General features: G+C 60.4%; 18 protein-coding genes. 12 read left to right on the plus strand and 6 right to left on the minus strand.

Features of this window, described 5'->3' with window-relative positions; translation table 11 throughout:
• Positions 1 to 416: 416 nt before the first annotated feature.
• Positions 417 to 1,256: a UTP--glucose-1-phosphate uridylyltransferase GalU gene (gene galU, locus ACQKEK_RS11125; RefSeq protein ID WP_045427334.1), complete on the plus strand. Its 840-nt coding sequence runs from the start codon at positions 417 to 419 to the stop codon at positions 1,254 to 1,256.
• A gap of 45 nt (positions 1,257 to 1,301) precedes the next feature.
• Here galU and ACQKEK_RS11130 read toward each other — a convergent pair whose 3' ends face one another.
• A complete protein-coding gene (locus tag ACQKEK_RS11130; protein WP_128121991.1) occupies positions 1,302 to 1,724 on the minus strand; it encodes a VOC family protein in 423 nt (140 codons plus the stop codon).
• A 72-nt stretch (positions 1,725 to 1,796) separates the two neighbouring features.
• Between ACQKEK_RS11130 and gorA the strand changes: the two genes are divergently transcribed.
• Positions 1,797 to 3,155, plus strand: coding sequence for a glutathione-disulfide reductase (gene gorA / locus ACQKEK_RS11135; RefSeq protein ID WP_499142630.1), 1,359 nt, complete (start codon positions 1,797 to 1,799; stop codon positions 3,153 to 3,155).
• A gap of 172 nt (positions 3,156 to 3,327) precedes the next feature.
• On the opposite strand, the gene ACQKEK_RS11140 is transcribed toward gorA, so the two are convergent.
• A complete protein-coding gene (locus ACQKEK_RS11140) occupies positions 3,328 to 3,822 on the minus strand; it encodes a copper chaperone PCu(A)C (protein ID WP_128121989.1) in 495 nt (164 codons plus the stop codon).
• A gap of 208 nt (positions 3,823 to 4,030) precedes the next feature.
• On the opposite strand from ACQKEK_RS11140, the gene ACQKEK_RS11145 reads away from it, so the two are divergent.
• Genes ACQKEK_RS11145 through ACQKEK_RS11155 form a run of 3 tightly spaced genes read left to right on the plus strand, consistent with a single transcriptional unit; the run spans position 4,031 to position 5,854 of the window.
• The gene (locus tag ACQKEK_RS11145; RefSeq protein ID WP_499142631.1) at positions 4,031 to 4,399 is read left to right on the plus strand and encodes a YidH family protein; all 369 of its coding nucleotides are present in this window, start codon (positions 4,031 to 4,033) and stop codon (positions 4,397 to 4,399) included.
• Between the two features lie 10 nt (positions 4,400 to 4,409).
• Positions 4,410 to 4,784 carry a DUF202 domain-containing protein gene (locus ACQKEK_RS11150; RefSeq protein WP_499142632.1) on the plus strand — a complete coding sequence of 125 codons (375 nt, stop codon included), beginning with the start codon at positions 4,410 to 4,412 and terminating at the stop codon, positions 4,782 to 4,784.
• 23 nt (positions 4,785 to 4,807) lie between these two features.
• Positions 4,808 to 5,854, plus strand: a complete 1,047-nt coding sequence (locus tag ACQKEK_RS11155) for a threonine aldolase family protein (protein WP_064482276.1) — start codon at positions 4,808 to 4,810, stop codon at positions 5,852 to 5,854.
• 412 nt (positions 5,855 to 6,266) lie between these two features.
• Here ACQKEK_RS11155 and ACQKEK_RS11160 read toward each other — a convergent pair whose 3' ends face one another.
• Both ACQKEK_RS11160 and ligD read right to left on the minus strand, forming a co-directional pair.
• Positions 6,267 to 8,408 carry a dihydrolipoyl dehydrogenase family protein gene (locus ACQKEK_RS11160; RefSeq protein WP_499142633.1) on the minus strand — a complete coding sequence of 714 codons (2,142 nt, stop codon included), beginning with the start codon at positions 8,406 to 8,408 and terminating at the stop codon, positions 6,267 to 6,269.
• A gap of 198 nt (positions 8,409 to 8,606) precedes the next feature.
• Positions 8,607 to 11,168 carry a DNA ligase D gene (gene ligD, locus ACQKEK_RS11165; protein ID WP_499142635.1) on the minus strand — a complete coding sequence of 854 codons (2,562 nt, stop codon included), beginning with the start codon at positions 11,166 to 11,168 and terminating at the stop codon, positions 8,607 to 8,609.
• Positions 11,169 to 11,342: 174 nt separating this feature from the next.
• On the opposite strand from ligD, the gene ACQKEK_RS11170 reads away from it, so the two are divergent.
• Positions 11,343 to 11,627 carry a DUF1652 domain-containing protein gene (locus ACQKEK_RS11170; protein ID WP_128121248.1) on the plus strand — a complete coding sequence of 95 codons (285 nt, stop codon included), beginning with the start codon at positions 11,343 to 11,345 and terminating at the stop codon, positions 11,625 to 11,627.
• 44 nt (positions 11,628 to 11,671) lie between these two features.
• On the opposite strand, the gene ACQKEK_RS11175 is transcribed toward ACQKEK_RS11170, so the two are convergent.
• Positions 11,672 to 12,202 carry a ferritin-like domain-containing protein gene (locus tag ACQKEK_RS11175; RefSeq protein ID WP_045427366.1) on the minus strand — a complete coding sequence of 177 codons (531 nt, stop codon included), beginning with the start codon at positions 12,200 to 12,202 and terminating at the stop codon, positions 11,672 to 11,674.
• 225 nt (positions 12,203 to 12,427) lie between these two features.
• Between ACQKEK_RS11175 and ACQKEK_RS11180 the strand changes: the two genes are divergently transcribed.
• On the plus strand, positions 12,428 to 13,507 hold the full coding sequence (locus tag ACQKEK_RS11180) for a mechanosensitive ion channel family protein (protein WP_499142636.1): 1,080 nt from the start codon (positions 12,428 to 12,430) through the stop codon (positions 13,505 to 13,507).
• Between the two features lie 90 nt (positions 13,508 to 13,597).
• On the opposite strand, the gene ACQKEK_RS11185 is transcribed toward ACQKEK_RS11180, so the two are convergent.
• A complete protein-coding gene (locus ACQKEK_RS11185; RefSeq protein WP_046161283.1) occupies positions 13,598 to 14,098 on the minus strand; it encodes a CinA family protein in 501 nt (166 codons plus the stop codon).
• 299 nt (positions 14,099 to 14,397) lie between these two features.
• Between ACQKEK_RS11185 and glgA the strand changes: the two genes are divergently transcribed.
• Genes glgA through ACQKEK_RS11210 form a run of 5 tightly spaced genes read left to right on the plus strand, consistent with a single transcriptional unit; the run spans position 14,398 to position 23,019 of the window.
• Positions 14,398 to 15,948: a glycogen synthase GlgA gene (gene glgA / locus ACQKEK_RS11190; RefSeq protein ID WP_499142637.1), complete on the plus strand. Its 1,551-nt coding sequence runs from the start codon at positions 14,398 to 14,400 to the stop codon at positions 15,946 to 15,948.
• 12 nt (positions 15,949 to 15,960) lie between these two features.
• A complete protein-coding gene (treZ, locus tag ACQKEK_RS11195; protein WP_499142639.1) occupies positions 15,961 to 17,742 on the plus strand; it encodes a malto-oligosyltrehalose trehalohydrolase in 1,782 nt (593 codons plus the stop codon).
• Entirely contained in the window at positions 17,742 to 19,820 is a 2,079-nt protein-coding gene (gene malQ, locus ACQKEK_RS11200; protein WP_499142640.1) for a 4-alpha-glucanotransferase, read from the plus strand. Before treZ ends, malQ begins: the two co-directional genes overlap by 1 nt.
• The gene (locus ACQKEK_RS11205; protein ID WP_499142641.1) at positions 19,817 to 22,630 is read left to right on the plus strand and encodes a malto-oligosyltrehalose synthase; all 2,814 of its coding nucleotides are present in this window, start codon (positions 19,817 to 19,819) and stop codon (positions 22,628 to 22,630) included. The genes malQ and ACQKEK_RS11205 overlap by 4 nt, the downstream gene beginning before the upstream one ends.
• A complete protein-coding gene (locus ACQKEK_RS11210; RefSeq protein ID WP_128121254.1) occupies positions 22,627 to 23,019 on the plus strand; it encodes a DUF2934 domain-containing protein in 393 nt (130 codons plus the stop codon). Before ACQKEK_RS11205 ends, ACQKEK_RS11210 begins: the two co-directional genes overlap by 4 nt.
• The last annotated feature ends 65 nt before the right edge of the window (positions 23,020 to 23,084 follow it).

Genomic DNA, 23,084 nt, shown 5'->3' on the forward strand with positions numbered 1-23,084 from the left:
CTCGCGATGAAAGGAATTCAATCTTCAATTCTGTTGATGTGGATCAATAAAACTCGGACAGCCATCGCGCGAACTGCGACGCTTATCTCTCTGCGCGGGTCTCCATCGGATCATTCGGCAGCGGAAGGTCATTCGCGAGCTGCTCCGTTCTCGAGGCGTTTGACGACTGCGGCGGCAATCTTTTTCGTTAAGCTGCTTGGCAATTTCTGCTAGTCAGGCCACGCTATGGCTAAGCCATGTCAACAGCCATCCGTCAGGTTAATGGCATGGCCGAATTTGCCCAGCCGCAGTCGAACCCCGAACCGTTTCGGCGGTCGTAGCCTCTAGTCAGTCGCCGTTGGCGGGACATGCAGGGTATGGCTGCTGACCGATCCAGGCGCAGTGCATCAATCGGACTCATCTTTTCAAGGACTCACATGATCAAGAAATGCCTTTTTCCTGCGGCCGGATATGGCACGCGCTTCCTTCCTGCAACCAAGGCTATGCCCAAGGAGATGTTGCCGGTAGTGAACAAGCCCCTGATTCAATATGGGGTTGAGGAGGCACTGGCTGCTGGGCTGAGCCAGATTGCGATTGTTACCGGACGCGGTAAGCGCTCCCTGGAAGACCACTTCGACATCAGCTACGAGCTCGAACATCAGATCCGCAACACCGACAAGGAAAAGTACCTGGTCGGTATCCGCAAACTGATCGATGAGTGCAGCTTCTCGTATACCCGTCAGGTCGAAATGAAAGGCCTGGGCCATGCGATTCTCAGCGGTCGTCCATTGATTGGTGACGAACCCTTTGCTGTCGTTCTGGCGGACGACCTGTGCATCAACCTAAACGGTGATCCAGTCCTGGCGCAGATGGTCAAGCTGTACAACCAGTTCCGCTGCTCGATCGTCGCAATCCAGGAAGTACCACCGGAAGAGACCAGCAAATATGGCGTGATTGCCGGCGAGATGATCCGTGACGACATTTTCCGTGTCAGCCACATGGTTGAGAAACCCAAGCCCGAAGATGCACCGTCCAATCTCGCCATCATCGGCCGTTACATCCTCACGCCGGATATCTTTGACTTGATCGAGCAGACCGAGCCAGGCAAAGGCGGCGAAATCCAGATCACCGACGCGCTGATGCGCCAGGCCCAGGACGGTTGTGTACTGGCGTACAAGTTCAAGGGCCAGCGTTTCGACTGCGGTAGCGCCGAGGGTTATATCGCAGCGACCAACTTCTGCTACGAGAACTTCTACCTGACCGGTAAAGCGTTCTAAGCACCAGCGCTGTGCATAAAGCCACCTTCGGGTGGCTTTTGCGTTTCAGGGAGCCGGCATTTCTTCGGCGCCTGGGCCGAGCGGCTGACCGTAGCTGAACTCGACATAGTGACCGGCCGGATCACGAACGCCACAGTAGTATCCAACCGGGTAGGGCTCGTCCCTGGGTTCCCAGATCAGGCAGCCAACCTGACGAGCTCTGTCTGCAATCGCATCGACCTCCGCGCGGCTCGCCAGGGCAAAGCCGAAATGGCTGTAGTCGTTGTCGGCCAGTGCACGATCCTGCCCACCCGGCATGATGACGAAAATAAACTCGCGCTCCTTTCCTGGCTCGGCCATCCAGACGATGCGAGATCCTTTTCCAGCGCGCTCGTGAAACACGTGCATCCCGCAGAATTGCTCGTAGAAGGCGATGCAGGCGTCCAGATCGGGCACGTGCAGCGCGAGATGAGTGAGGGTAGGGCGCATGCGATGCTCCTCCAATGAATCCGGCCAACGGCCTGGGTTATGCTGTGCGATCTACAAGGGAGACAACAGTTCATGGCTTACGACTTCGATCTATTCGTCATCGGCGCGGGTTCCGGTGGCGTCCGTGCCGCCCGTTTTGCTGCTGGCTATGGCGCCCGCGTGGCGGTAGCCGAAAGCCGTTACCTGGGCGGCACCTGCGTAAACGTCGGCTGTGTGCCGAAGAAATTGCTGGTCTATGGCGCCCACTATGCCGAAGACATCCACGAAGCCGAAGGCTACGGCTGGACCATCGACGGCGCCAGGTTCGATTGGGCTTCGCTCATAGCCAACAAGGATCGCGAGATCCAGCGCCTCAACGGCATATACAAGAACCTGCTAACTGACAGCGGCGTCACGCTACTACAGGCCCATGCACGCCTGGTCGACGCCCATACCGTAGAGGTCGACGGCAAGCACTACAGCGCCGAGCACATTCTGATTGCCACTGGCGGCTGGCCGTTCGTGCCAGAGATTCCCGGTCGCGAGCATGCCATCACCTCCAACGAAGCCTTCTACCTGGACGCGTTGCCACGTCGCGTTCTGGTGGTGGGCGGCGGCTATATCGCTGTCGAGTTCGCCTCGATCTTCCACGGCTGCGGAGCCGATACCAAGTTGCTCTATCGAGGCGAATTGTTTCTACGCGGTTTCGATGGCGCCCTGCGCGACCACCTCAAGGACGAGCTGATCAAAAAAGGCCTTGATCTCCAGTTCAACGCCGACATCGCCCGCATCGACAAACAGGCAGACGGAACGCTGCTCGCCACGCTTGAAGACGGTCGTACGCTGGAAGCCGATTGCATTTTCTACGCCACCGGTCGCCGACCGATGCTCGACGGCCTGGGCTTGGAGAGCGTCGATGTGGCGCTGGACAAGCGCGGCTTCGTTGCCATCGACGAACAGTTCCGCACATCTACGCCCTCGATTCTGGCAATCGGGGACGTGATCGGCAGGATCCAGCTGACGCCCGTCGCGCTCGCCGAGGGTATGGCGGTGGCCCGACAGCTGTTCAAACCCGAGGAGTATCGGCCGGTCGATTACCACAACATCGCCACGGCTGTGTTCAGCCTGCCTAACATGGCGACGGTCGGTTTGACCGAAGAACAAGCGCGCGAACAAGGCCACAAGGTTGTGCTGTTCGAAAGCCGGTTCCGACCGATGAAGCAGACCATGACCGATAGCCTCGAGCGAAGCCTGATGAAACTGGTGGTCGACGCGGATACGGACAAGGTCCTGGGCTGCCATATGGCCGGCCCAGAGGCGGGTGAAATCATCCAGGGCTTGGCCGTTGCGCTTAAGGCCGGCGCAACCAAACGAATCTTCGATGATACGGTCGGCATTCACCCAACCGCCGCCGAAGAGTTCGTCACCATGCGCACGCCGACCGGGATCTGATCAAACAATCGGAGCTGGTGGCAGCGCGCTTGCCGATCCAGTGGCAGCTAACCGCGAACGCAGCGGAACAGGTAGGAAGAAGAAGGAGAGGGGGCCGGTAACATCGGCCCCTGTTACGGGCTCGGACTTCGTCTGGTCGCCGTTGTGCCAAGCGCGATCTCGTAATAGTCGATCAGTGCTGCATGTGCTCGTGTCCGCTTGGCTCTGGGGCCTGGTCCTGGATGGACACATCAACGGTCACTTCGCCCGCGTGCTCGAATTCGAGGGTCAGCGGGAAGCGCTCACCAGCCACGAGTGGGGCGCTCAGTTCGAAGAGCATGACGTGGTTGCTGCCTGGCTTGAACTCGACCTGGCCACCGGCAGGCACCTCGATCGAATCGATCTGCTTCATGCGCATCATCTCGCCTTCGTGCACATGGGTATGCAGTTCGGCCTTCTTCGCCCGCGGCGTGTGCACGCCTAACAGCCGATCCGGTGAATCGCCTGGGTTTTGTAACGTGAAATAGACTGCACCGGTGGGTGCGGTGGGCGGCATGGCGCGCGACCACACTTGAGTGGCCTCAAGTGGTGCACCCATCATCTGATGATGAGCATGGTTCTGATCGGCTGCGGTTGCTGACAGGCATGCCGTGCCGAGTGCAACGAGGGTTACCAGGCGAAGCAACATGGAGATCTCCGAGCTGTTTTGGAGCGCAGCACATTAGCATGCTGCACCCTACTGTCGTTGATCTGCGTCCTGACAGCGCTGCAGAGGCTAGATACCAGGCGCCCGCCACACCCGTTGAACTGCGATGCACATTCAACGGAACCTGCAGCGCGACATCGTTTCTGTTTGAATGACCTACGTAAATTCCTATGGGAGATGCATCAGCACAATGGAACGCAGTCGCTGGAGTCACAGGTTGCTGTCTGGCGGAACGGAACCCGATCCGCGCTTTACCCTGGCCAACGAACGGACCTTTCTCGCCTGGATACGAACGTCCCTGGCGGTATTGGCGGGTGGTGTCGCGGTCGAGGCCTTTGCAAACGAAATCTTCCCGCTGGAGATACGCAAGGTCCTATCGATTTCGCTGTTGTTACTGGCGATGTTCATCAGCTCGACGGCTTGCTTCCGCTGGCTGACCATCGAGCGTGCGATGCGTCACCAGGGGCCGCTGCCGTTTCCACTGTTGATCCCGATCCTGTCCATCGGCGGCACACTGGTGACGCTGGTACTGATCGCCTTTGTCGCATTACGCAACTGATCGATCTCCGATGCATATTTCCTTCCGCCGCCGTCTGGAGCCCAAACCAGCGCCGCCACCGCTGCATGAAGATCCCGGTCTGCAACCCGAACGTACGTCGCTGGCCTGGGGGCGGACCCTGCTGACGATGATTACAGTAAGCGCACTGTTTCTGCGCTGGATGCCTTACCACGGCGCCTTCGTCGCGGTGTTGGTCGCGCTATCCTTAGCCACTGCACTGGGCATCTGGACGACCCAACAGCGACGCTACACACGCAGCGCAAGTGGTGTGAAAAGCGGGCGAATCCGAGCTGATGCACTGTCGGTTTTGTGGATTGGCGCATCGGTCTTTGCGCTTGGCGTGCTTGGGCTCTACACCGTAATTTTCCTGCCAATAAGCAGCTAGGCAGTATTCATAGAGAGGCTTTGATGAGCAGCGCCAATCAACAATTCGCCAGTGACAACTATTCCGGCATTTGTCCGGAAGCCTGGGAGGCGATGGCCCGGGCCAACCAGGGGCATGACCGGGCCTACGGGGACGATCAATGGACGTCACGTGCGGCTGACCATTTCCGCCAACTGTTCGAAACCGACTGCGAAGTGTTCTTCGCCTTTAACGGCACGGCGGCCAACTCACTGGCCTTGTCATCGCTGTGCCAGAGCTACCACAGCGTGATCTGCGGCGACATTGCGCACATCGAAACCGATGAATGCGGCGCGCCGGAGTTCTTTTCCAATGGCTCCAAGCTGCTGGTGGCGCGAACCGAACAGGGCAAGCTGACGCCTGCGGCCATCCGCGAGATAGCCCTGAAACGCAAGGACATCCATTACCCCAAACCACGCGTCGTCAGCCTGACCCAGGCTACCGAAATCGGTACCGTCTACCAGCCGGATGAGCTCCGAGCCATCAGTGACACCTGCAAGGAGTTGGGACTGCACCTGCATATGGATGGTGCACGCTTTGCCAATGCCTGTGCATTTCTCGGACTGTCACCGGCCGAACTAAGCTGGAAAACCGGCGTTGACGTGCTCTGTTTTGGTGGCACAAAAAATGGCATGGCAGTCGGCGAGGCCATCCTGTTTTTCAACCGCGATCTCGCCGAGGATTTCGAATACCGCTGCAAGCAAGCTGGGCAGCTTGCATCGAAGATGCGTTTTCTGTCTGCACCCTGGGTAGGTCTGTTGGAAGGCGGCGCCTGGATGAAATACGCCAAACACGCGAACAGCTGCGCGCAGTTACTGGCCAGCCTGATCGGCGACGTGCCCGGTGTAGAACTGATGTTTCCGGTGCAGGCCAATGGCGTCTTCGTCAGCATCCCACCGTTGGCACTCGAAGCACTGAGAAGCCGCGGCTGGATGTTCTACACATTCATCGGTGTCGGCGGCGCGCGCTTCATGTGCTCGTGGGACACCAGTGAAGAACGCGTCCGCCAATTGGCAGACGACATACGCAGTGTCGTCATGGAAAACCAGTAGCTCATAAAGGAGAGCCGCACAAGTTGTCCCAACGAGGAGACGTGTGCGGCGAAGGAAGCTGGATCGGAAGGCAGTGTTATGACTCGCATTGTCTAATACGCTATTTAACATAATATACATTATGCGAACCTAGCGATCCGTATACAGCTGACTGTCATCAGCAGCTGCGCCCACGCTTTGGCTGCTTCCTGATTTGGCCACGCACTTTCAGCTTTCAACTCACGTTCAGGCGCCGCTGAAGAATATCCACCCGTCCGCTGACTGGCTTTGCCAACTAGGCAGCTGTGGGTTGATACCACGAAAAGCAATCTGCACTTAGCGTCGTCAATGCTCGGCGCAGAATGTCGAACTGGGAACATCGCAGCACCGCGAATCGGTTATCCGCATCAGATACGACAGTCGAGCATCCTGCTCAGGGTTGTCCGCCCAATCGCCAACGATGCAACCTGGCAGCCCAGGTCTGTGGACGTTTGGCTGTATGCGCGCGCCGCCAGGCCTCCGCAACCGCGAGGCTGGCCTCAGCCAAGGTTGGATTGATGTGGACGGTACGGCGCAGTTTGTTCAATCCCAGTTTATGTTTCATCGCCAACACGAACACGGCGAGCGTTTCACTCGCTCCATCTCCAACAAGCGTGACGCCGATGATGCGGTCGCGCCCGCGTTCGGTGAGGACCTTGAGGAAACCGCTGTTGCCAGCGCTCATTTGCGCCGCCTCAAGCGAATTGAGATCGAGCATGGTTACCTCGTATTCCAGTTCAGCCAACTTCGCCTGGGCTTCAGTCAATCCCACGCTGGCGATCTCGGGCGAGGTAAAAGCCACGCGCGGGACCACCCGGTCGCTGACCATGAAACGGCGGAATCCGGAAAAAAGGCCATTGGCAGCGGCATACCAGGCATGGTGCGTAGCGCTTTGAAAAGAACTGTCCGGACCGGTCACTGCGCCCACGGCATAGATGTTTGGGTAGCGCGTAGCCAGGTACTCATCCACCTCCAGGCTACCGTCTTCACGAGTGTTCAGCTCCAGCGCTTCAAGCCCTAGGTCATCCAGATGGGCCTGGCGCCCCAACGCCAGCAACACCTCATCAAACGGCAAGGAATGGTGTTGCTCCTCGATCAAACAGACCAGGCGGCGCTCGTTTCCAGCCACTTCGACATGTTGTGGCGCTACCTGCAGCAGAATCTGAACCCCATCCGCACAAAGGGCGTCATAAACAGCTTGGCGTGCCTCTGGCTCGGCCGCAGCCAACAACATATCGCCCTCAACGACCAGCGTAACTTGACAGCCGAGGCGCTGGAACGCCTGTGCCAGTTCACAGGCATTGGCTTCGCCGCCCATGATCAGCAGTCGATCCGGCCGTTGCTGCAAATCCCAGATGCTCTCGCAGGTCAGCGGCTCGACCTTCTCCAGACCCGGTATTGGCGGGATGACGGGTTGGCTTCCCGTAGCAATAACGATGGCGCGACTGTAAAGGGTGCGATCGCCTATCTGAACCGACCAGGGTGAAGTCAGCTGAGCCCTACCCCGAATCATCTCAACACCGGTGGCTTTGCATGATTCAGCCGTGACCTGCCGTTGTGCCTCGTCGAGCGTGCGGCGCACCTGTTGCATGACCTCAGCAAAGTCAACTTCGGTGTGCATCTGGATGCCCAGCGTACCGCCCTGGCGCAGTGCGTGATTCATGTTGGCTGCCCGCATCAGCGCCCTGGCCGGGACGCTGCCACTGTGCAGCGCCGCGCCGCCGAGCCGCTCGCGTTCAACCAATGCCACCCTAGCCTTCATCGAGGCCGCAATTCGAGCAGCGGCAAGCCCCCCGCTCCCGCCACCGACGACCAACAGGTTGTACTCATAGCTTTCCGGCTTCTGCCAACCGCTGTAGACCTTGCGCGCTTTGTAGAGCGTTAACAGCTTGGTAGCAGCCAGGGGAAATATGGCTAGCAGAGCCAGCGTCCCGATCAAGCTCGGCGAGAGGATGTCGGAAATTTCCCGGATACGCGCCAGCTGGCGTCCGGCCCCCACATATATTGCGTGGCCTGGGAGCATGCCTGCCTGAGTTGTCCACCAGAACGTCCACATGCTTACTCGCGTCAGCCCGAGCGCAGGATTCAATAGAACGAAGGGAACGAGAGGTATCAACCGCAGCGAGAAAAGGTAAAAGGCCCCGTCCCGCTCGAGCCCCCGATTGATACTTGCGATCTGTTTGGCGAACCGTTTTTGAATCCAGTCACGTAACAGAAACCGGCTAATGAGCATCGCAACCAGCGCACCGATATTACTGGCAAAGGACACCATCAAGGTTCCTCCGACCAGGCCGAACAAGGCGCCGGCTAGCAACGTCAGCACCACGGTACCCGGGAATGACATGACTGTCAGCGCTACGTAAGCGGCAAAGAACACCGAGCCTGCCCACCAGGGGTGCGCCTGGACCTGGTCTCGCAGCGCCCCACTCTTCGCCTGGATCATTTCCAGCGTCAGGTATTGTTCAAGATCGAACCAGAAAAAACAGGCCGTCGCGACCACAAAAAAAAGCACGATCAGCCAACGGGTGAGCTTCATGGATGCCAGTACTCCGCGGCGCGTTGGAAGCGGTCGCTTCTGACAGATGGATAGGTAAGTTGAATCCCAGGCATCAGTGGCCTCGGCTGGCAATCGCAAGGGGAACAGCAAATCATCAGGGAAACTCTTGTTTGGGCCATAACTTGGAGCTGACCAGACTGAGGATGTTCCGAGAGAGCCGACGATCTGCCCGGCTCGTTATTTCATGCCTAGCCGTTCACGCATCTCAGCGGTGATTTGCTGCCCTGACTCGTCGATCCCCGCCCAGGGGTCTTCGCCCTGCTCTTCCAGGCGCGGCATGAGATTTCGAATGGTCCAGATATTCGCGCCCTTGAGATCCGCCAGCTCATCGCGGTGAATGGGCACTGAAACGGCAAGACCCTCGCGCGCCCGAACCGAATAGGCGGCGACGGTGCTCGCGCCCTTACTGTTGCGCAGGTAGTCGATGAAGATTTTGCCGATCCGGTTCTTGGGGCCGCTGACCGCTGAGAAATGCTGCGGCATGAGCTTGGCCATGTACTGCGCTATGGCCTGACTGAAGGCTTTGACCTCGGTCCAGCTGTGGATCGGCTCCAACGGCACCATCACGTGCAGGCCTTTGCCACCACTGGTCTTGAGATAAGACTGCAGACCCAGTTCGTCCAGCAAGGTCTGGGTGAGTTGAGTGGCCTCCACCATGCGCTTCCAAGGCAGCGCAGGGTCCGGGTCGAGGTCGAGCACGAAGCGATCCGGGTGATCGAGCACCGGCGCCACGGCATTCCAGGTGTGCAGCTCGATGGTGCCCATCTGCGCCGCGCTGATCAGCGCTTCGGCGGTGTCGATGGTCATCAATGCCGCATGGTTGGGAAACAGTGCGGTGTCCAATTGGGTGATATGCGGAATGCTCAGCTTCTCGGTGTGCTTTTGGAAAAACAGTTCACCGTCGATTCCCTCTGGCGCACGGACTAGGGCAAGCGGCCGCTGTGCCAGGTGCGGCAGCGCCCATGGGGCGACTTCGGCATAAAACCGTGCCAGCTCCATTTTGGTTGCACCGATCGACTTGTCGATGATGCGTTCGGGGTTCGAGATCTTGATCTTGCCGCCCGCCGTGTTTGATGCGGGATTGCGTTGTTTCGGCTTCTCCGGGCTAGACGCCTTGGCTGTTTTCGCTGGGCGCTCGTGGGTGATGGCTTTGGCCGGCTTGTCCGAACGCAGGCCATGAAAAACCGAATGGCGCACCACGCCCTGCCGGGTCATCTCCGCATAGGCGACCTCGCACATCAGCTCAGGCTTGAGCCAATGAGCACCGCGCACGTTGGCAGCTGGCGGCGCCTTTGCCAAAGGGCTCTTGTCGACTTCGTGCGGTTTGAGCTTGGCGTGCAGGCTCTCCAGAGTGTCGTGGTTGAAGCCGGTGCCCACCTTGCCGGCGTATATCAGCTGACCTTGTTCGTCGTGCAGCCCCAGCAGCAGCGCACCGAAGCCACTGCGCGTACCTTTCGGGTCGGTGTAGCCGACGATGACGAATTCCTGACGGTTCTTGCACTTGATCTTGACCCAGCTGTTGCTGCGCCGGGACACGTAGGTACTGCCTCCGCGCTTGCCGATCAGCCCTTCCAGCTTCATCTGGCAAGCGCTCTCGAGCATGCTCTCCGGCTGTTCGGTGAAATCAGCGGAGAAGCGCAACAACTCGCTTTCGTCAGCATCCAGCACCTGACTCAGGGCTGCTCGGCGCTCCTCCAGTGGGACCTCACGCAGGTCCATGCCATTCAGATAGGGCATATCGAACAGGTAATAGAGGATGCTGCCGCTGCGGCCAGCTTCGAACGCGTTCTGCAGCGCTTGGAAATCCGGCGTGCCGTCATCGTCGGGTACCACCACTTCGCCGTCCAGCCAGGCCGATTCCAAACCAAGCCCGGCGAGCGCTTCGGCCTGCTGTGGCATCTTCTGCGTCCAGTCGTGACCGTTACGCGTGAAAAGCTGCACCCTGCCCGACTCGATACGAGCCATGATGCGGTAACCGTCGAACTTGATTTCGTAGCGCCAATCCCCGTCAGGGACTGACTCAACCAACGTCGCGAGTTGGGGCTTGAAGCTCTCCGGAAACGGCGCCTGCTTGGCGCCCGTCAAAGTCGCGTTCGGCGCGTCCTTGCGGCTGCGTCTACGGGCGGGTGTTTTGACCACTTTGGCTGCGGCTGCCGGTTTGGCTTTACCACGCGTGCGGGGTATCAGGGTCCGATCGCTCAGCACGCTGTCTGGCAGCGCTTCGACGATATCGTATTCGCTCTCTGGCCTGGCAGCGTCGTCGTTGGACTTGATCAGAAACCATTGTTCCTTTCCCCCGTCCATGCGCGTGCGAACCAGATTCCAGGTGCCGCTCAGCTTTTCACCTTCGAGACTGAACTTCAGTTTGCCCTTGCGATAACCCTCTTGCGGGTCGCCCTCGGGAATCCAGACACCGCGATCCCAGACGATTACATCTCCCGCGCCGTAATGACCTTTCGGAATGCTTCCTTCGAACGTCGCGTACTCAAGCGGATGATCTTCGACATGCACGGCCAGACGGCGCGATTTCGGGTCGAGGGAGGGCCCCTTCGGGACAGCCCAACTTTTCAGCGTCCCGTCGAGCTCGAGGCGGAAGTCATAATGCAGCCGCGTCGCGTCGTGCTTCTGGATGCAGTACTGAAGCGCACGAGCCTTGCTGCGTTTGCGGGTGCCGTTTTCGCCATCAGGCTCTGGGGTCGCAGTGAAGTCGCGCTTTCGGTTGTACTCATCCAGGGCCATGGCAGCGACTCCGTTATCGATTTGTCCGAGCTGCGAACCTTCTGCCAAGCGGCGACGTAACGATGTTTACATCTCGGCAGGGCCTGCTAGCGTTTGTAGATGTTGAAAAAACAAGGCAGCGTCGACTCGGCGCGAGCCCCTTTCCATATGCAGACATCGATGGGAGGAAGGATCATGGCTACACGTCTACCTCTGCTCACCATAGAGAACATCCTTCGCGGTTATCTCCACCCCTTCCGCTGTGACTGCCATGCTCAAGAAGACAGCCATCTCACCGTCCGGCTCTATGAAGACACCGCTGGCGGTGAGGAACTAACCGTATTTGGCATCACCGACGATCAGTGTCGGGATGCAGCGAACCTTGTCCGACTGGCTCAGGAGCTACGCTTCGAGCTCTACGCCACCCGCAGTGGCATGCCAGTCGCTGCGGATGATGCCGCCAAGGTTGTCGGAGGCTAACCAATTGGCATTGCCTTGATCGACAACCTGGGTGGCCGAATCGATCAGCGCTTCGCTTCGGTATGCGGCTCGGCTGCTCGGGTCAGGTAGGCCTGCGTCAGCTCGGCCAGGTGGCTGCGCATCCACTCTGCCATCGCCACCTCTTCTGCCAGGATGCGCGTGCAGATGTCGGCTGTTTCGGCGTCGCCTACGGCTTTGGCCGCGGCAATCAGAATCTCATATGAGGCGATCTCCAGATTCTCGAAGACGTAGCCCATCTGCGCGCCTTTAACGATTTCGTCGTTGACCATCATGCCACCCATGGCCTGCCCCATCGCTGTCATCTTGCCGCCCAGATCCTTTAAGCCGGAGTAGGACTTGTCGTAACGGTGCAAGCAAGTTTCGATGAGCTTCGCCTGATTCTGCGTTTCGGTTATGTGTTGCTCGATCCGCGCCTTCAGCTGTGGGTAATGCTCGATGCGGCTGGCCTGCTTGTTCAGCATGGTCTCTGCCTGAGCTTCCATGGCATGCGCGTCGCGCAGCCATTCGATCAGTCGTTCGATGCGAACATCATTTCCGGTCTGTGCGCTTTGCATATGTTCTCTCCCACTGGTTTGGATAGCCATCAGGGCGTCATCGCCGCCCTCCTGATATGTGTGAGAGACGGCAAGGCAATGGAGTTCCGCGGACCCGACTGGCTGCACCTGCCATGAACTTTGCATGGGGGCACCAGTCCCTCATGCAGTGCATTAAACGGAGCTGGCCTCATCGAATTTCTAGATCCCCTCCTCCAGTGGGAGAACTACATCACCGAACCGGCGTTGCGCACGATCCTGGTGTCCGCCTTCGTCGTGGTCTTGCTCAGCGTATTCAGTCGGGTGCTGACGGCAGTGATGTTGCGGCTGGGCCGCGGATTTCTGCTCACCAAGGCCGTGTCAGAACAGCTGGAAAAGCCCATCAGCGTGTTGCTGCCACTGCTCGGACTGCAAGCTGTGCTGGCGGCGGCCAGCGACGATCTGGCGCTGATCAGCCTCGCCCGGCGCCTCACCGCGCTGGTCATGATTGCCTGCTTCACCTGGCTGGCTATGCGGCTGGTTCGCGGGCTTGAGCACGCGGTGCGATTGAGAAACCCCGTCGACGTCAGCGATAACCTGCGCGCACGGCAGATCCAGACCCAGTCACGGGTGCTACTGCGGACACTGAGCTTCTTCATCCTCTTGATCGGTGCCGCGGGAATGCTCATGACCTTTCCGGGCGCTCGCCAGTTCGGCGCTAGCCTGCTCGCGTCGGCAGGTCTCGCGGGCCTGGCCGTTGGCTTCGCCGCTCGCCCGGTCCTAGCCAACCTGATCGCAGGGATACAGATTGCAATCACCCAGCCGATTCGCCTGGATGACGTGGTGATCGTTGAAAACGAGTGGGGGCGAATCGAGGAGATTACCGGCACCTACGTAGTGGTGCGGATCTGGGATGACCGGCGGCTGGTGGTGCCGCTTCAATACTTCATCGAAAAGCCCTTCCAGAACTGGACGCGGCGTAATTCAAGCATCATCGGCTCGATATTTCTTTGGGTTGATTATTCGCTGCCGTTGGAGCCCGTGCGTGAGGAACTGCGTCGGCTGTGCCAGGAGGTGCCGGAGCTGTGGGACGGTCGCGTGATCGTGCTGCAAGTCACCGACAGCAGTGAAAAGTCGATACAGGTCCGGGTGCTGGTCAGTTCACCGGACTCATCGCGCAATTGGGACCTGCGCTGCCACCTGCGAGAGGCCTTGATCAAATTCATCCAGCGCGAATATCCCGGCTGCCTTCCGCAGCTGCGAGCGGACCTCAACGTGGGCCGAAAACCAAGCGTCGAACACCCAGTTCCCGATCACGTCGAGCCCGAGCGTCAGCCGCCGGTGTGACCGCAGTGTCGATGCACCGGCCGTGCTGCAATACAGGGCATTACGCGACGAATTGTCGTGTGTCGGTGCGTGAAGGCGGTGCTTTTCGAGTCATTCGTGTTCCCGCAGTTTACGCAGCAGCTGCTCGTATTTGCTCGGCAACTGCTCTAGCCCGTAGCGAGCCGCCTGCTTACGAATCGACACGCGATCACCTTCGAACTGAACGGTTTCGCTGATGCTCACTTGGCGCTCCCCTTGCATCAGTGCGTAGGCGTAGCACTGCGTGCCACCGGCGTCCTCCTCGTTGTCGTCGGCCACGCCAGTGTTTGCAATGGCAATGTCGGCGACGCTGGCGTTCAGCGCACCGATGGCCATTTCGGTGGCGACCTCTTCGCTGGTAAGGCCAAAGGTTTCGATGGTCTCGAAACTGACGTGCAGCAGACGGTTCTTCGCCTTCGGCGAATAGACGACAAATCCGCTGTCGAGCGCTTTGCCACAACCTGGGATGTCGCCTAACAGGGAGGCCATCAGGCCACAAGTGCAGGATTCCGCAGTGGTCAACATCATCTGTTTGTCACGAAGAAACCGCACGATTTCAGCAAGGTCTTGCATGGTATTGGCTCCGGCTTTCAGCTTGAAAAGGCTCGCGTCAGTCAGATTTCCGAGGCGATACCTTAAGGCAAAGTTCCAACCCTCCGTATTCCGCCCAAATGCGAGAACTATTTCACAGCGTTCGGGTCTGGTTTCAAGTAGGGCCAGCGCAGCTCCACGCCGCTCCTCGCGCGGCTCCAGTACAGAAAATCAGCTTTGCCGTGCTCATGGTTTGCAGCGCTCCGAGTGGTGCTGCGTGGAAGAAACGTGCTTATAGCAGGCCTGCTAGAGACGCTGGCCCGCTTGGGGAGAGGTAAATTATGAGTATTGCTGCTGTGGACACCCGCCCCGTCCGCTTTAACATTGCACAACGCCTGGCGCCGCCAGCTGAACGTCCCTTGCTGCAATTGCGCAGCACCCAGGACGACAAGAAAAAAATTCTTTTTGTGACGTCCGAATTGACCGACCTGGTCAAGACCGGCGGCCTGGCCGATGTGTCCGCAGCCCTGCCCCGGGCCCTCGGTGATCGGCATGACGTGCGCGTGCTCATTCCTGGCTACACACAAGTGATGCAGTGCGGCGAGCCGATTCGTATCGTTGGCAGCGTGATCTCCCACGCTGATTTGCCGCCGAGCCGAATCGGCCGCCTAGACATGCCGGATGGCCTGATCATCTACGTGGTGGTCTGCCCGGAACTCTACGAGCGCGACGGCCTGCCCTATGGCGATGAGCACGGCCAGGATTGGCCAGACAATCCGGTGCGCTTTGCCCGCCTGTGCATGGCAGCAACCGATATTGCCGATGGCACGGCAGGTATTCGCTGGACGCCTGATCTGGTCCATGCCCACGACTGGCCGACTGGGCTCACGCCCGCCTACATGCACTGGCGCGGTCTGACCACGCCAAGCGTATTCACCATTCACAACCTGGCGTACCAGGGCAACATCGACATGAGCCTGCGCCGTTCGCTGGCGATTCCACTTGAAGGCTGCGGCCCAGAGCGCATGGAATTCTACGGTGCCCTGTCGCTGCTCAAGGCCGGTATCGCCTATGCGAACCATGTCACCACAGTCAGCGCGACCTATGCGCAGGAGATCACCACGCCGGAATTCGGCTGCGGCATGGAAGGTTTCCTCAGCATGAAGGCGCGCCAGGGCCTGCTCACCGGCTTGCTCAACGGCATCGAAGAAAGCTGGGAGCCGCGCAGCTGCTCTCATCTGGTCAGCCCTTTCGGCCCGAATGATTGGTCCGGCAAAGACGCTAACGCGGCACACGTACGTGAACTCTTTGGCCTGGTCGAAGGCAACGGTCCATTGTTTTCAGTGGTTTCTCGCCTGGTGCACCAGAAAGGCATCGACCTGACCATCGCGGTTGCAGAAACCATCGTCGAAAACGGCGGCCAGCTGGCCATTCTCGGCCGTGGTGATCCGCATATCGAAGACGAAGTGCGGCGTCTGGTCGAGCGTTTCCCCGGTCATGTCGGCGCGCATATCGGCTTCAACGAAACCGATGCCCGTCGCCTGTTCGCCGGCAGCGACTTCCTGCTTATGCCATCGCGCTACGAGCCGTGCGGCCTAAGCCAGATGTACGCCCAGCGCTTTGCCTCTTTGCCGGTGGCCCACCGGACCGGTGGTCTGGCAGACAGCATTGATGACGGTGTCACCGGGTTCCTGTTCAGCGAAGCCACCGTTGACAGCTACCGCGGAGCAGTCGAACGCGCGCTAGCCGTACATCGGAACCCCCAACTGCTCAATGCGATGCGCTGCCGTGCAATGAGTGGGGGATTTTTCTGGAGCCACGCGATCGAACCCTATGACCGGTTGTACCAACGCCTATTGGGCGGACGACGCGAGGTCAGTGCCACTATCTAATGAGGTTGATCAATGCAGAATAGGCCCGCCCGCAACGGGCAACACGGACCGGTGCTACTGGACGATTCTCGTACCCGGTTCAGGCTCTGGGCACCAGACGCGCAAAGCGTCAGCCTGGTGGTAGTTGGCGGCGATACGCTGCCCATGCAGGAAGGCGCTGATGGCTGGTACAGCGTCGAAGCCGATGTCGGCGCCGGCACACAGTACAGTTTCCTGATCGACAATGAGCTCCAGGTGCCGGACCCTGCGTCGCGGGCACAATCGGTTGATGTGCACGACCCGAGCGTGGTCGTCGATTCTGCTGCTTACCGGTGGCGCAACGCGGATTGGCAAGGCCGCCCCTGGCACGAAACCGTGCTCTACGAACTGCACGTTGGCAGCTATGGCGGCTATGCGCAGATCGAACAGCGTCTTCAGGCACTGGCAGATCTCGGCGTCACGGCTATCGAGTTGATGCCGCTCGCCGAATTTCCGGGTGACCGTAACTGGGGCTACGACGGCGTCCTGCTCTACGCGCCGGAGGCGTCCTACGGCACACCCGACGAGCTCAAGCACTTGATCGACACCGCCCATGGCTTGGGCCTGATGGTGTTCATCGACGTGGTCTACAACCACTTCGGCCCGGACGGCAATTACCTGCACCGTTACGCCAAGCATTTCTTCCGCCACGACCAGCAGACGCCTTGGGGGGATGGGATCGATTTCCGCCGCCGCGAAGTTCGCGATTTCTTCATCGACAACGCGCTGATGTGGTTGATGGACTATCGCTTCGACGGGCTGCGCATGGACGCTGTCCACGCCATTCCCGACCGGACCTTCCTGCCCGAACTGGCTGAACGCGTGCGTGCGGAAGTGGAGCCTGGCCGCCATGTGCATTTAGTACTTGAGAACGAACACAACCTTGCCAGCCTGCTCGCGGATGACTTTACCGCCCAGTGGAACGACGACGGCCATAACGTCCTGCACACCCTGCTCACCGACGAGAGCCAAGGCTACTACGGCGACTACCATAACGACTCGACCAACAAGCTGGTGCGCTTCCTGGGCGAAGGCTTTATCTACCAGGGGCATGAGAATCGCCGTGGCGAATCGCGAGGCGAGCCCAGCGGTCACCTCTCCCCGACTGCCTTCGTCCTGTTCCTGCAGAACCACGACCAGACGGGTAACCGGGCCTTTGGTGACCGTCTGATTACGCTGGCTCCGCCCGATGCATTGAAGGCGGCAACTGCGGTGCTGCTGCTCTCCCCCATGGTGCCGCTGCTGTTCATGGGCGAAGAATGGGGCGCACGCGAGCCCTTCCTGTTCTTTACCAGCCACCACGGCGAGCTAGCCGATGCCGTACGCGAGGGGCGCCGTGGCGAGTTTGCGGAATTTGCCGAGTTCGCCGACGAGCACACCCGCGAGCGCATTCCCGATCCAAACGCGCTGGAGACGTACGAGGCCTCCAAACCCGATTTCAGCAAACGCGACGAGCCTGAACACGCCGAATGGCTGCGCCTGTATCGCCAGCTGCTCCAGCTTCGCCACGCCGAAATCGTGCCGCGCCTGGAAGGCTCGCGCTTCCTCGGCGCTGAAGCCTTGGGCGAAGCCGCTGCGTTGGCGCGTTGGCAACTGGGCGACGGCAGCGAACTGCGCCTGGAGCTCAATTTGAGCGGCAAGGACCTTGCCGTGACGCCGCCCGCTGCGAATACGCGCTTACTGCACAGCAGCCGTGAAGGCGATTCAGGCGGCACTGACACGATACCTGCGCACACCGCCAGGATGTATTTGCTTGATTCTGCAGGAGTGTCTTAATGAGCGATGAACGACTGAACCGCCTGGCCGAGGCGGCTGGCCTGTCCATCGAGTGGGTTGATGCAGACGGCAAGGATCAACGGGTCAAGCCGGAGGTCTTGCGTGCTGTGCTTGACGGGCTGGGGCTACCGGCCGACAGCGATGATCAGATCGAGCGCAGCCTGGACAAACTTGACACCGGCGCAGGGGCGGCCAGCGTGCCACCGCTGCTGACGTTCGACCAGGGCGCAGCGCTGGATCTCGGTCAGTACTTTGAACCATCGTCCCGTTACAGCCTGACGCTCGAAGACGGGAGCCAGCAGAACGGCACTCTGGACGCCCAGTCGCGCCTTGCCGCCATTGATGTGCCCGGCTATCACCAGCTAAACATCGCCGACCAGCAGCTGACGCTCGCCGTTGCTCCAGTTGCCTGCCCAAGCGTCGAGGATCTGGCCGGCCCGGCTGCCTGGGGAGTCACGGTGCAGCTTTATGGGCTGCGGCGTCCGGGTGACGGCGGGCTCGGCGATACCCAGGCGCTCGAAGCAATTGCGCGCAACGCGGCGGCACACGGGGCCGACGCTTTGGGCATCAGCCCCGTGCATGCGATGTTCACAGGCAACAGCCAGCAATACAGCCCGTACTCACCGTCGAGCCGGCTGTTCTACAACATTCTGCACAGCGCACCTGGCAGCGTGCTGGGTGAAAAGCCGCTGCGCATGGCAATCGAGTCCTGCGGGCTTGCCGACGAGCTGGAACGCCTCGAGTCGCTCGAACTGATCGACTGGGACGCCGCCTCGCAAGCCCGGCAGTGCCTGCTGCGCACGCTGTACGAGGATTTCTCCACAGGCGGCAACGCTCAGCAGGCGGACTTCGACAGCTTCCGCGAGGCGGGTGGTGAAGCGCTTGAAAACCATTGCCGCTTCGAAGCGCTACACGCCGCCCTCCTCAGTCCCGAAGGCTATCCGCAACACTGGCGTGACTGGCCTGAGGAATACCGGACGCCCCAGAGCCCTGCCGTCGAACAGTTCGCTCAACAAAACGCCTCCGAGGTGAGCTATTACGCGTTCTGCCAATGGTTGATCGCCCGTGGACTTGAGCGGGCCCAGATTGCCGCATGCAGTGCCGGAATGAAGATCGGCCTGATCAGCGACCTGGCCGTCGGAGCCGACGGTGGCGGCAGTCAGGCCTGGAGCCGCCAGGACGAAGTACTGGCAGCGCTCAGCGTGGGTGCACCGCCAGACATCATCAATCGCCAGGGGCAGAGCTGGGGAATCTCAGCGTTCTCCCCATGGGGCCTGAAGGCCCATGGTTACCGCGCGTTCATCGAAATGGTAAGGGCCAATCTGGCGCATGCCGGTGGCATACGCATTGACCATGTGATGGGCCTGATGCGCCTGTGGGTGATGCCGGCGGGCGCCGGCCCTACAGAAGGCGCTTACCTCAACTACCCGTTCGATGACCTGTTGCGTCTGCTCACGCTGGAAGCCTGGCGGCGTAACGCCGTAGTGCTCGGTGAAGACCTCGGCACCGTGCCCGAAGGGCTGCGTGAAAAGTTAGCGGCGCGCAAGCTGCTGGGCATGCGAGTGCTGTTCTTCGAACGCGATGACAACGGCACTTTCAAGCCGCTCGAAGAATGGCCCGACAGTGCAATCGCTACGTCCACCACGCATGACCTGCCCACCATTGAAGGTTGGTGGAAGGCCCACGATATCGACTGGCGTATCCGCGTCGGCCAGCACCGTGAAGACGAGCGCCCGGCGCAGCTGGAGGAACGCGAGCGCGAGCGCGCCGGGCTGCTGCGGCTGTTGCGTGAGTATGCGCCGAGCGTCAAGGGCGACCTCGCCGATCCCGACGTCCTGGCCGACGCCTGCGCGGTGTGCCTCGGGCGCTCGCCCGCCCCCTTGGTGCTGTTCCCGGTTGAGGACGCCCTGGGCCTGCTCGAACAGCCGAACATGCCCGGCATTATCGACACCCATCCCAACTGGCGCCGCCGCTATCCCAGTGACAGCGCCACCATGCTTGACGACCCCGCCTGCGCGCACCGCCTGGAGCTTCTATCCAGTGCGCGCGAGCAGGCTATTGGAACTAAACATCGATGAGAGACCTTAGCGCCACGTTGCGACTGCAGTTCCATCGTGACTTCACCCTTGACGATGCCACTGCACTGGTCGACTACTTCGCTGACCTGGGCATCAGTCATCTGTACGCGTCGCCCCTGTTAACGGCCCGCCCCGGCTCAATGCACGGCTACGATGTCATCGACCCTACCCGGATCAATCCCGAACTGGGCGGCGAGCCCGCACTACGGCGCCTGGTCGATGCCCTTCGGGCCAAAGGGATGGGCCTGATACTCGATATCGTCTCCAACCACATGGCGGTGGGTGGCTCGGGCAATCCCTGGTGGCTCGACGTGCTCGAATGGGGCCGACGTAGCCCCTATGCGCAGTTCTTCGACATTCAGTGGAACTCGCCTGATCCGCTGCTCGAAGGCCAACTGTTGGTTCCTTTCCTCGGCAGTGACTACGGCGAAGCCTTGCAGCAAGGCAAGATCCCCCTGAAGCTGGACATCGATAACGGCGCCTTCTATGCCGAGCACTACGAGCACCGCTTCCCGATTTCGCCACCGACCTACGGCGAAATCCTGCGCCTGACCGAACAACCGGAATTGCGCGCACTAGGGCAGCATTTCGACGCGTTGAAGACCGAGCCCGCGCCGTACCAAACCGCCCGCCACCTGCGCGCGGATCTGGCGCGACTGCTGGAAGACAGCGCCACACGGCAGACACTCGAAAGTGCGCTCCGGCACTACGACTCCACCACCGAAGAAGGCTTCAAACGACTTCACGGGCTGCTCGAGCGGCAGCACTATCGTCTCGCCAGCTGGCGCACCGCAGGCGACGACATAAACTGGCGCCGCTTCTTCGACATTAATGAACTGGGTGGCCTGCGTGTCGAACGTCCGGTGGTGTTCGAGGAAACGCACGCGAAGATCTTCGAGCTGATCAGCGAAGGATTGGTCGACGGGCTGCGCATCGACCACATCGACGGCTTGGCCAATCCGCGCGGTTACTGCCGCCGTCTGCGGCGCCGTGTCGATCGGCTTAATGCCGCGCGTCCCGAAGGCGCGGAACAGGATCATGTGCCGATCTACGTCGAGAAGATTCTCGCCGAAGGTGAGCGCCTGCATGATGACTGGGGTGTCGATGGCACCACCGGCTATGAATTCATGAATCAGGTGTCCTTGCTGCAGCACGATCCAGCTGGAAAATCCGTGCTGTGCTCGCTGTGGAGCGAAACCGCCGACCGCCCCGCCGATTTCATGGAGGAGGTCCGCCAGGCTCGGCAACTGGTGCTCACCGGGCCGCTGGCCGGCGACTTCGAAACCGTCGCCCAGGCACTGCTACAGGTTGCGCGGCATGACGTGATGACCCGGGACATCACCTTGGGCGCTATCCGCCGCGCGCTGCTCGAGCTGATCGTTCACTTCCCCGTCTATCGCACCTACATCGCCGCGCATGGCCGCCGCGAGGCCGACGAGCCGTTCTTTCAACAGGCGTTGGCCGCAGCCCGCACCACACTGGGCGAGGCCGATTGGCCGCTACTCGATCACCTTGATCGCTGGTTGGGCGGCGAAGACCTTCGCTCGTTGCCGCCGGGACCTGCACGGCGCATCCGCCGATATGCCTGCACCCGGTTCCAGCAGCTAACCTCGCCGGCTGCCGCCAAGGCGGTGGAAGACACCGCCTGCTACCGCTCCGGCGCGCTGCTGTCGCGCAACGACGTTGGCTTCGATCCGCAGACCTTCAGCGCGCCTGTCGATACCTTTCATGCCGAGTGCCTGGCGCGTGCCGAACATTTCCCTCGGAACCTGCTGACAACGGCCACCCACGACCACAAACGCGGCGAAGACACCCGTGCTCGGATGACCGTGCTCAGTGAGCGTGCCGAATGGTACGCCAGCAAAGTGCGCCACTGGCGCCAGCTCGCCTATGGCCAGCGCCAGGAACTGCCCGATGGACCGGCGCCTTCTGCTGGCGATGAAATGCTGTTGTTTCAGGTGTTGCTCGGCTGCTGGCCGCTGGATCTGAACACTGACGACAAGCCGGCCATGGAGACCTTCTGCGATCGGATGATCCAATGGCAGGAGAAGGCCGTACGCGAGGCCAAGTTGCGCAGCACCTGGACCGACCCAAACAGTGACTACGAAGGCGCGTGCCAGCATTACCTGCGAGCGCTGCTTCTGGGCGACGAGTGCAAAACGCTGAGGGACGACATTGCCGCGGCTGCCCACGAGCTGGCACCCGCCGGCGCGCTGAACAGCCTTACTCAGACGCTCCTGCGTATGACCACTCCAGGCGTGCCCGACCTCTATCAAGGTACGGACTACTGGGATTTCAGTCTGGTCGATCCCGACAACCGCCGCCCGGTCGATTTCGATAGCCGTCGCGCTACCTTCCAACCGGATGCCCAGCCGACCGAACTGATGGAGAACTGGCAGGACGGGCGCATCAAGCAATGGCTGATTGCGCGCACGCTCAAGCTGCGTCGGGCCCAACCTCAGCTGTTCACCGCGGGCCGCTACCTGCCGTTGAAAGTCGAGGGTGAGCACGCCGAGAGCCTCATCGCCTTCGCCCGAGAGCTCGATGGCAGCTGGTTGATTGTGGTAGCAGCGCGTCTGGCCAGCGGCCTGCTCGGCGACAGCACGGCACCCAGTATTCCGGCCGCGCGTTGGGGCGACACCCATGTTCGATTGCCCGATGCGCTGAGCGGTCATGCGATGGAGCGACTTTTTGACGGAATGGCAGTCACACCCAAACAAGAAGGGTTGAGCGTGACTGAAGTTTTGCAGCATCTGCCTTTTGCGCTTTTACAGCTAACAAACAGTTCAACAGGAGAATCAGAACGATGACTAAACAAGAGCAGCGCATTCGCGAACTGGCGTATGACATCTGGGTATCGGAAGGCCGTCCGCACGGTGAAGATGCACGCCATTGGGAGATGGCACGCAAGCTGGCCGAGGCGGAAAACGACACTTCCGATACCAAGCCGGCCAAAACCCGCAAAGCAGTCACCAAACCAACGGATGCGACGCCTGCTGAAGAACCAGCCAAGGCGACCAAAGCAGCCAAGCCCGCAAAGGACACCAAGGAACCGAAAGACGTCAAACCAGCCAAGCCAGCGGTCGCCCCAACCAAGGGAGCTGCGCGCCCTAAAGCCAAGGCAGGTACCGACGCTGCAGAAGGCACACCGGAAGGCGTGAAGAAGACTCGCGCGCCCCGATCCAAGAAAGAAAGCTGAACGACACCGCGCCACGAATCCGAACCAACCCTCGACGAGGGTTGGCGGGCTGTGACGACTCATCA

It is taken from the genome of Pseudomonas sp. NPDC077408 (assembly GCF_050269105.1).
Classification (GTDB): domain Bacteria; phylum Pseudomonadota; class Gammaproteobacteria; order Pseudomonadales; family Pseudomonadaceae; genus Stutzerimonas.

Coding starts and splice junctions, on each gene's coding strand:
- treZ (WP_499142639.1), top strand. CDS start 15,961: ATGCAGAATAGGCCCGCCCGCAACGGGCAACACGGACCGGTGCTACTG.
- ligD (WP_499142635.1), bottom strand. CDS start 11,168: ATGGCCCTGGATGAGTACAACCGAAAGCGCGACTTCACTGCGACCCCA.
- ACQKEK_RS11130 (WP_128121991.1), bottom strand. CDS start 1,724: ATGCGCCCTACCCTCACTCATCTCGCGCTGCACGTGCCCGATCTGGAC.
- ACQKEK_RS11175 (WP_045427366.1), bottom strand. CDS start 12,202: ATGCAAAGCGCACAGACCGGAAATGATGTTCGCATCGAACGACTGATC.
- ACQKEK_RS11170 (WP_128121248.1), top strand. CDS start 11,343: ATGGCTACACGTCTACCTCTGCTCACCATAGAGAACATCCTTCGCGGT.
- ACQKEK_RS11155 (WP_064482276.1), top strand. CDS start 4,808: ATGAGCAGCGCCAATCAACAATTCGCCAGTGACAACTATTCCGGCATT.
- ACQKEK_RS11185 (WP_046161283.1), bottom strand. CDS start 14,098: ATGCAAGACCTTGCTGAAATCGTGCGGTTTCTTCGTGACAAACAGATG.
- malQ (WP_499142640.1), top strand. CDS start 17,742: ATGAGCGATGAACGACTGAACCGCCTGGCCGAGGCGGCTGGCCTGTCC.
- glgA (WP_499142637.1), top strand. CDS start 14,398: ATGAGTATTGCTGCTGTGGACACCCGCCCCGTCCGCTTTAACATTGCA.
- ACQKEK_RS11210 (WP_128121254.1), top strand. CDS start 22,627: ATGACTAAACAAGAGCAGCGCATTCGCGAACTGGCGTATGACATCTGG.
- ACQKEK_RS11140 (WP_128121989.1), bottom strand. CDS start 3,822: ATGTTGCTTCGCCTGGTAACCCTCGTTGCACTCGGCACGGCATGCCTG.
- ACQKEK_RS11150 (WP_499142632.1), top strand. CDS start 4,410: ATGCATATTTCCTTCCGCCGCCGTCTGGAGCCCAAACCAGCGCCGCCA.
- ACQKEK_RS11205 (WP_499142641.1), top strand. CDS start 19,817: ATGAGAGACCTTAGCGCCACGTTGCGACTGCAGTTCCATCGTGACTTC.
- ACQKEK_RS11145 (WP_499142631.1), top strand. CDS start 4,031: ATGGAACGCAGTCGCTGGAGTCACAGGTTGCTGTCTGGCGGAACGGAA.
- galU (WP_045427334.1), top strand. CDS start 417: ATGATCAAGAAATGCCTTTTTCCTGCGGCCGGATATGGCACGCGCTTC.
- gorA (WP_499142630.1), top strand. CDS start 1,797: ATGGCTTACGACTTCGATCTATTCGTCATCGGCGCGGGTTCCGGTGGC.
- ACQKEK_RS11160 (WP_499142633.1), bottom strand. CDS start 8,408: ATGAAGCTCACCCGTTGGCTGATCGTGCTTTTTTTTGTGGTCGCGACG.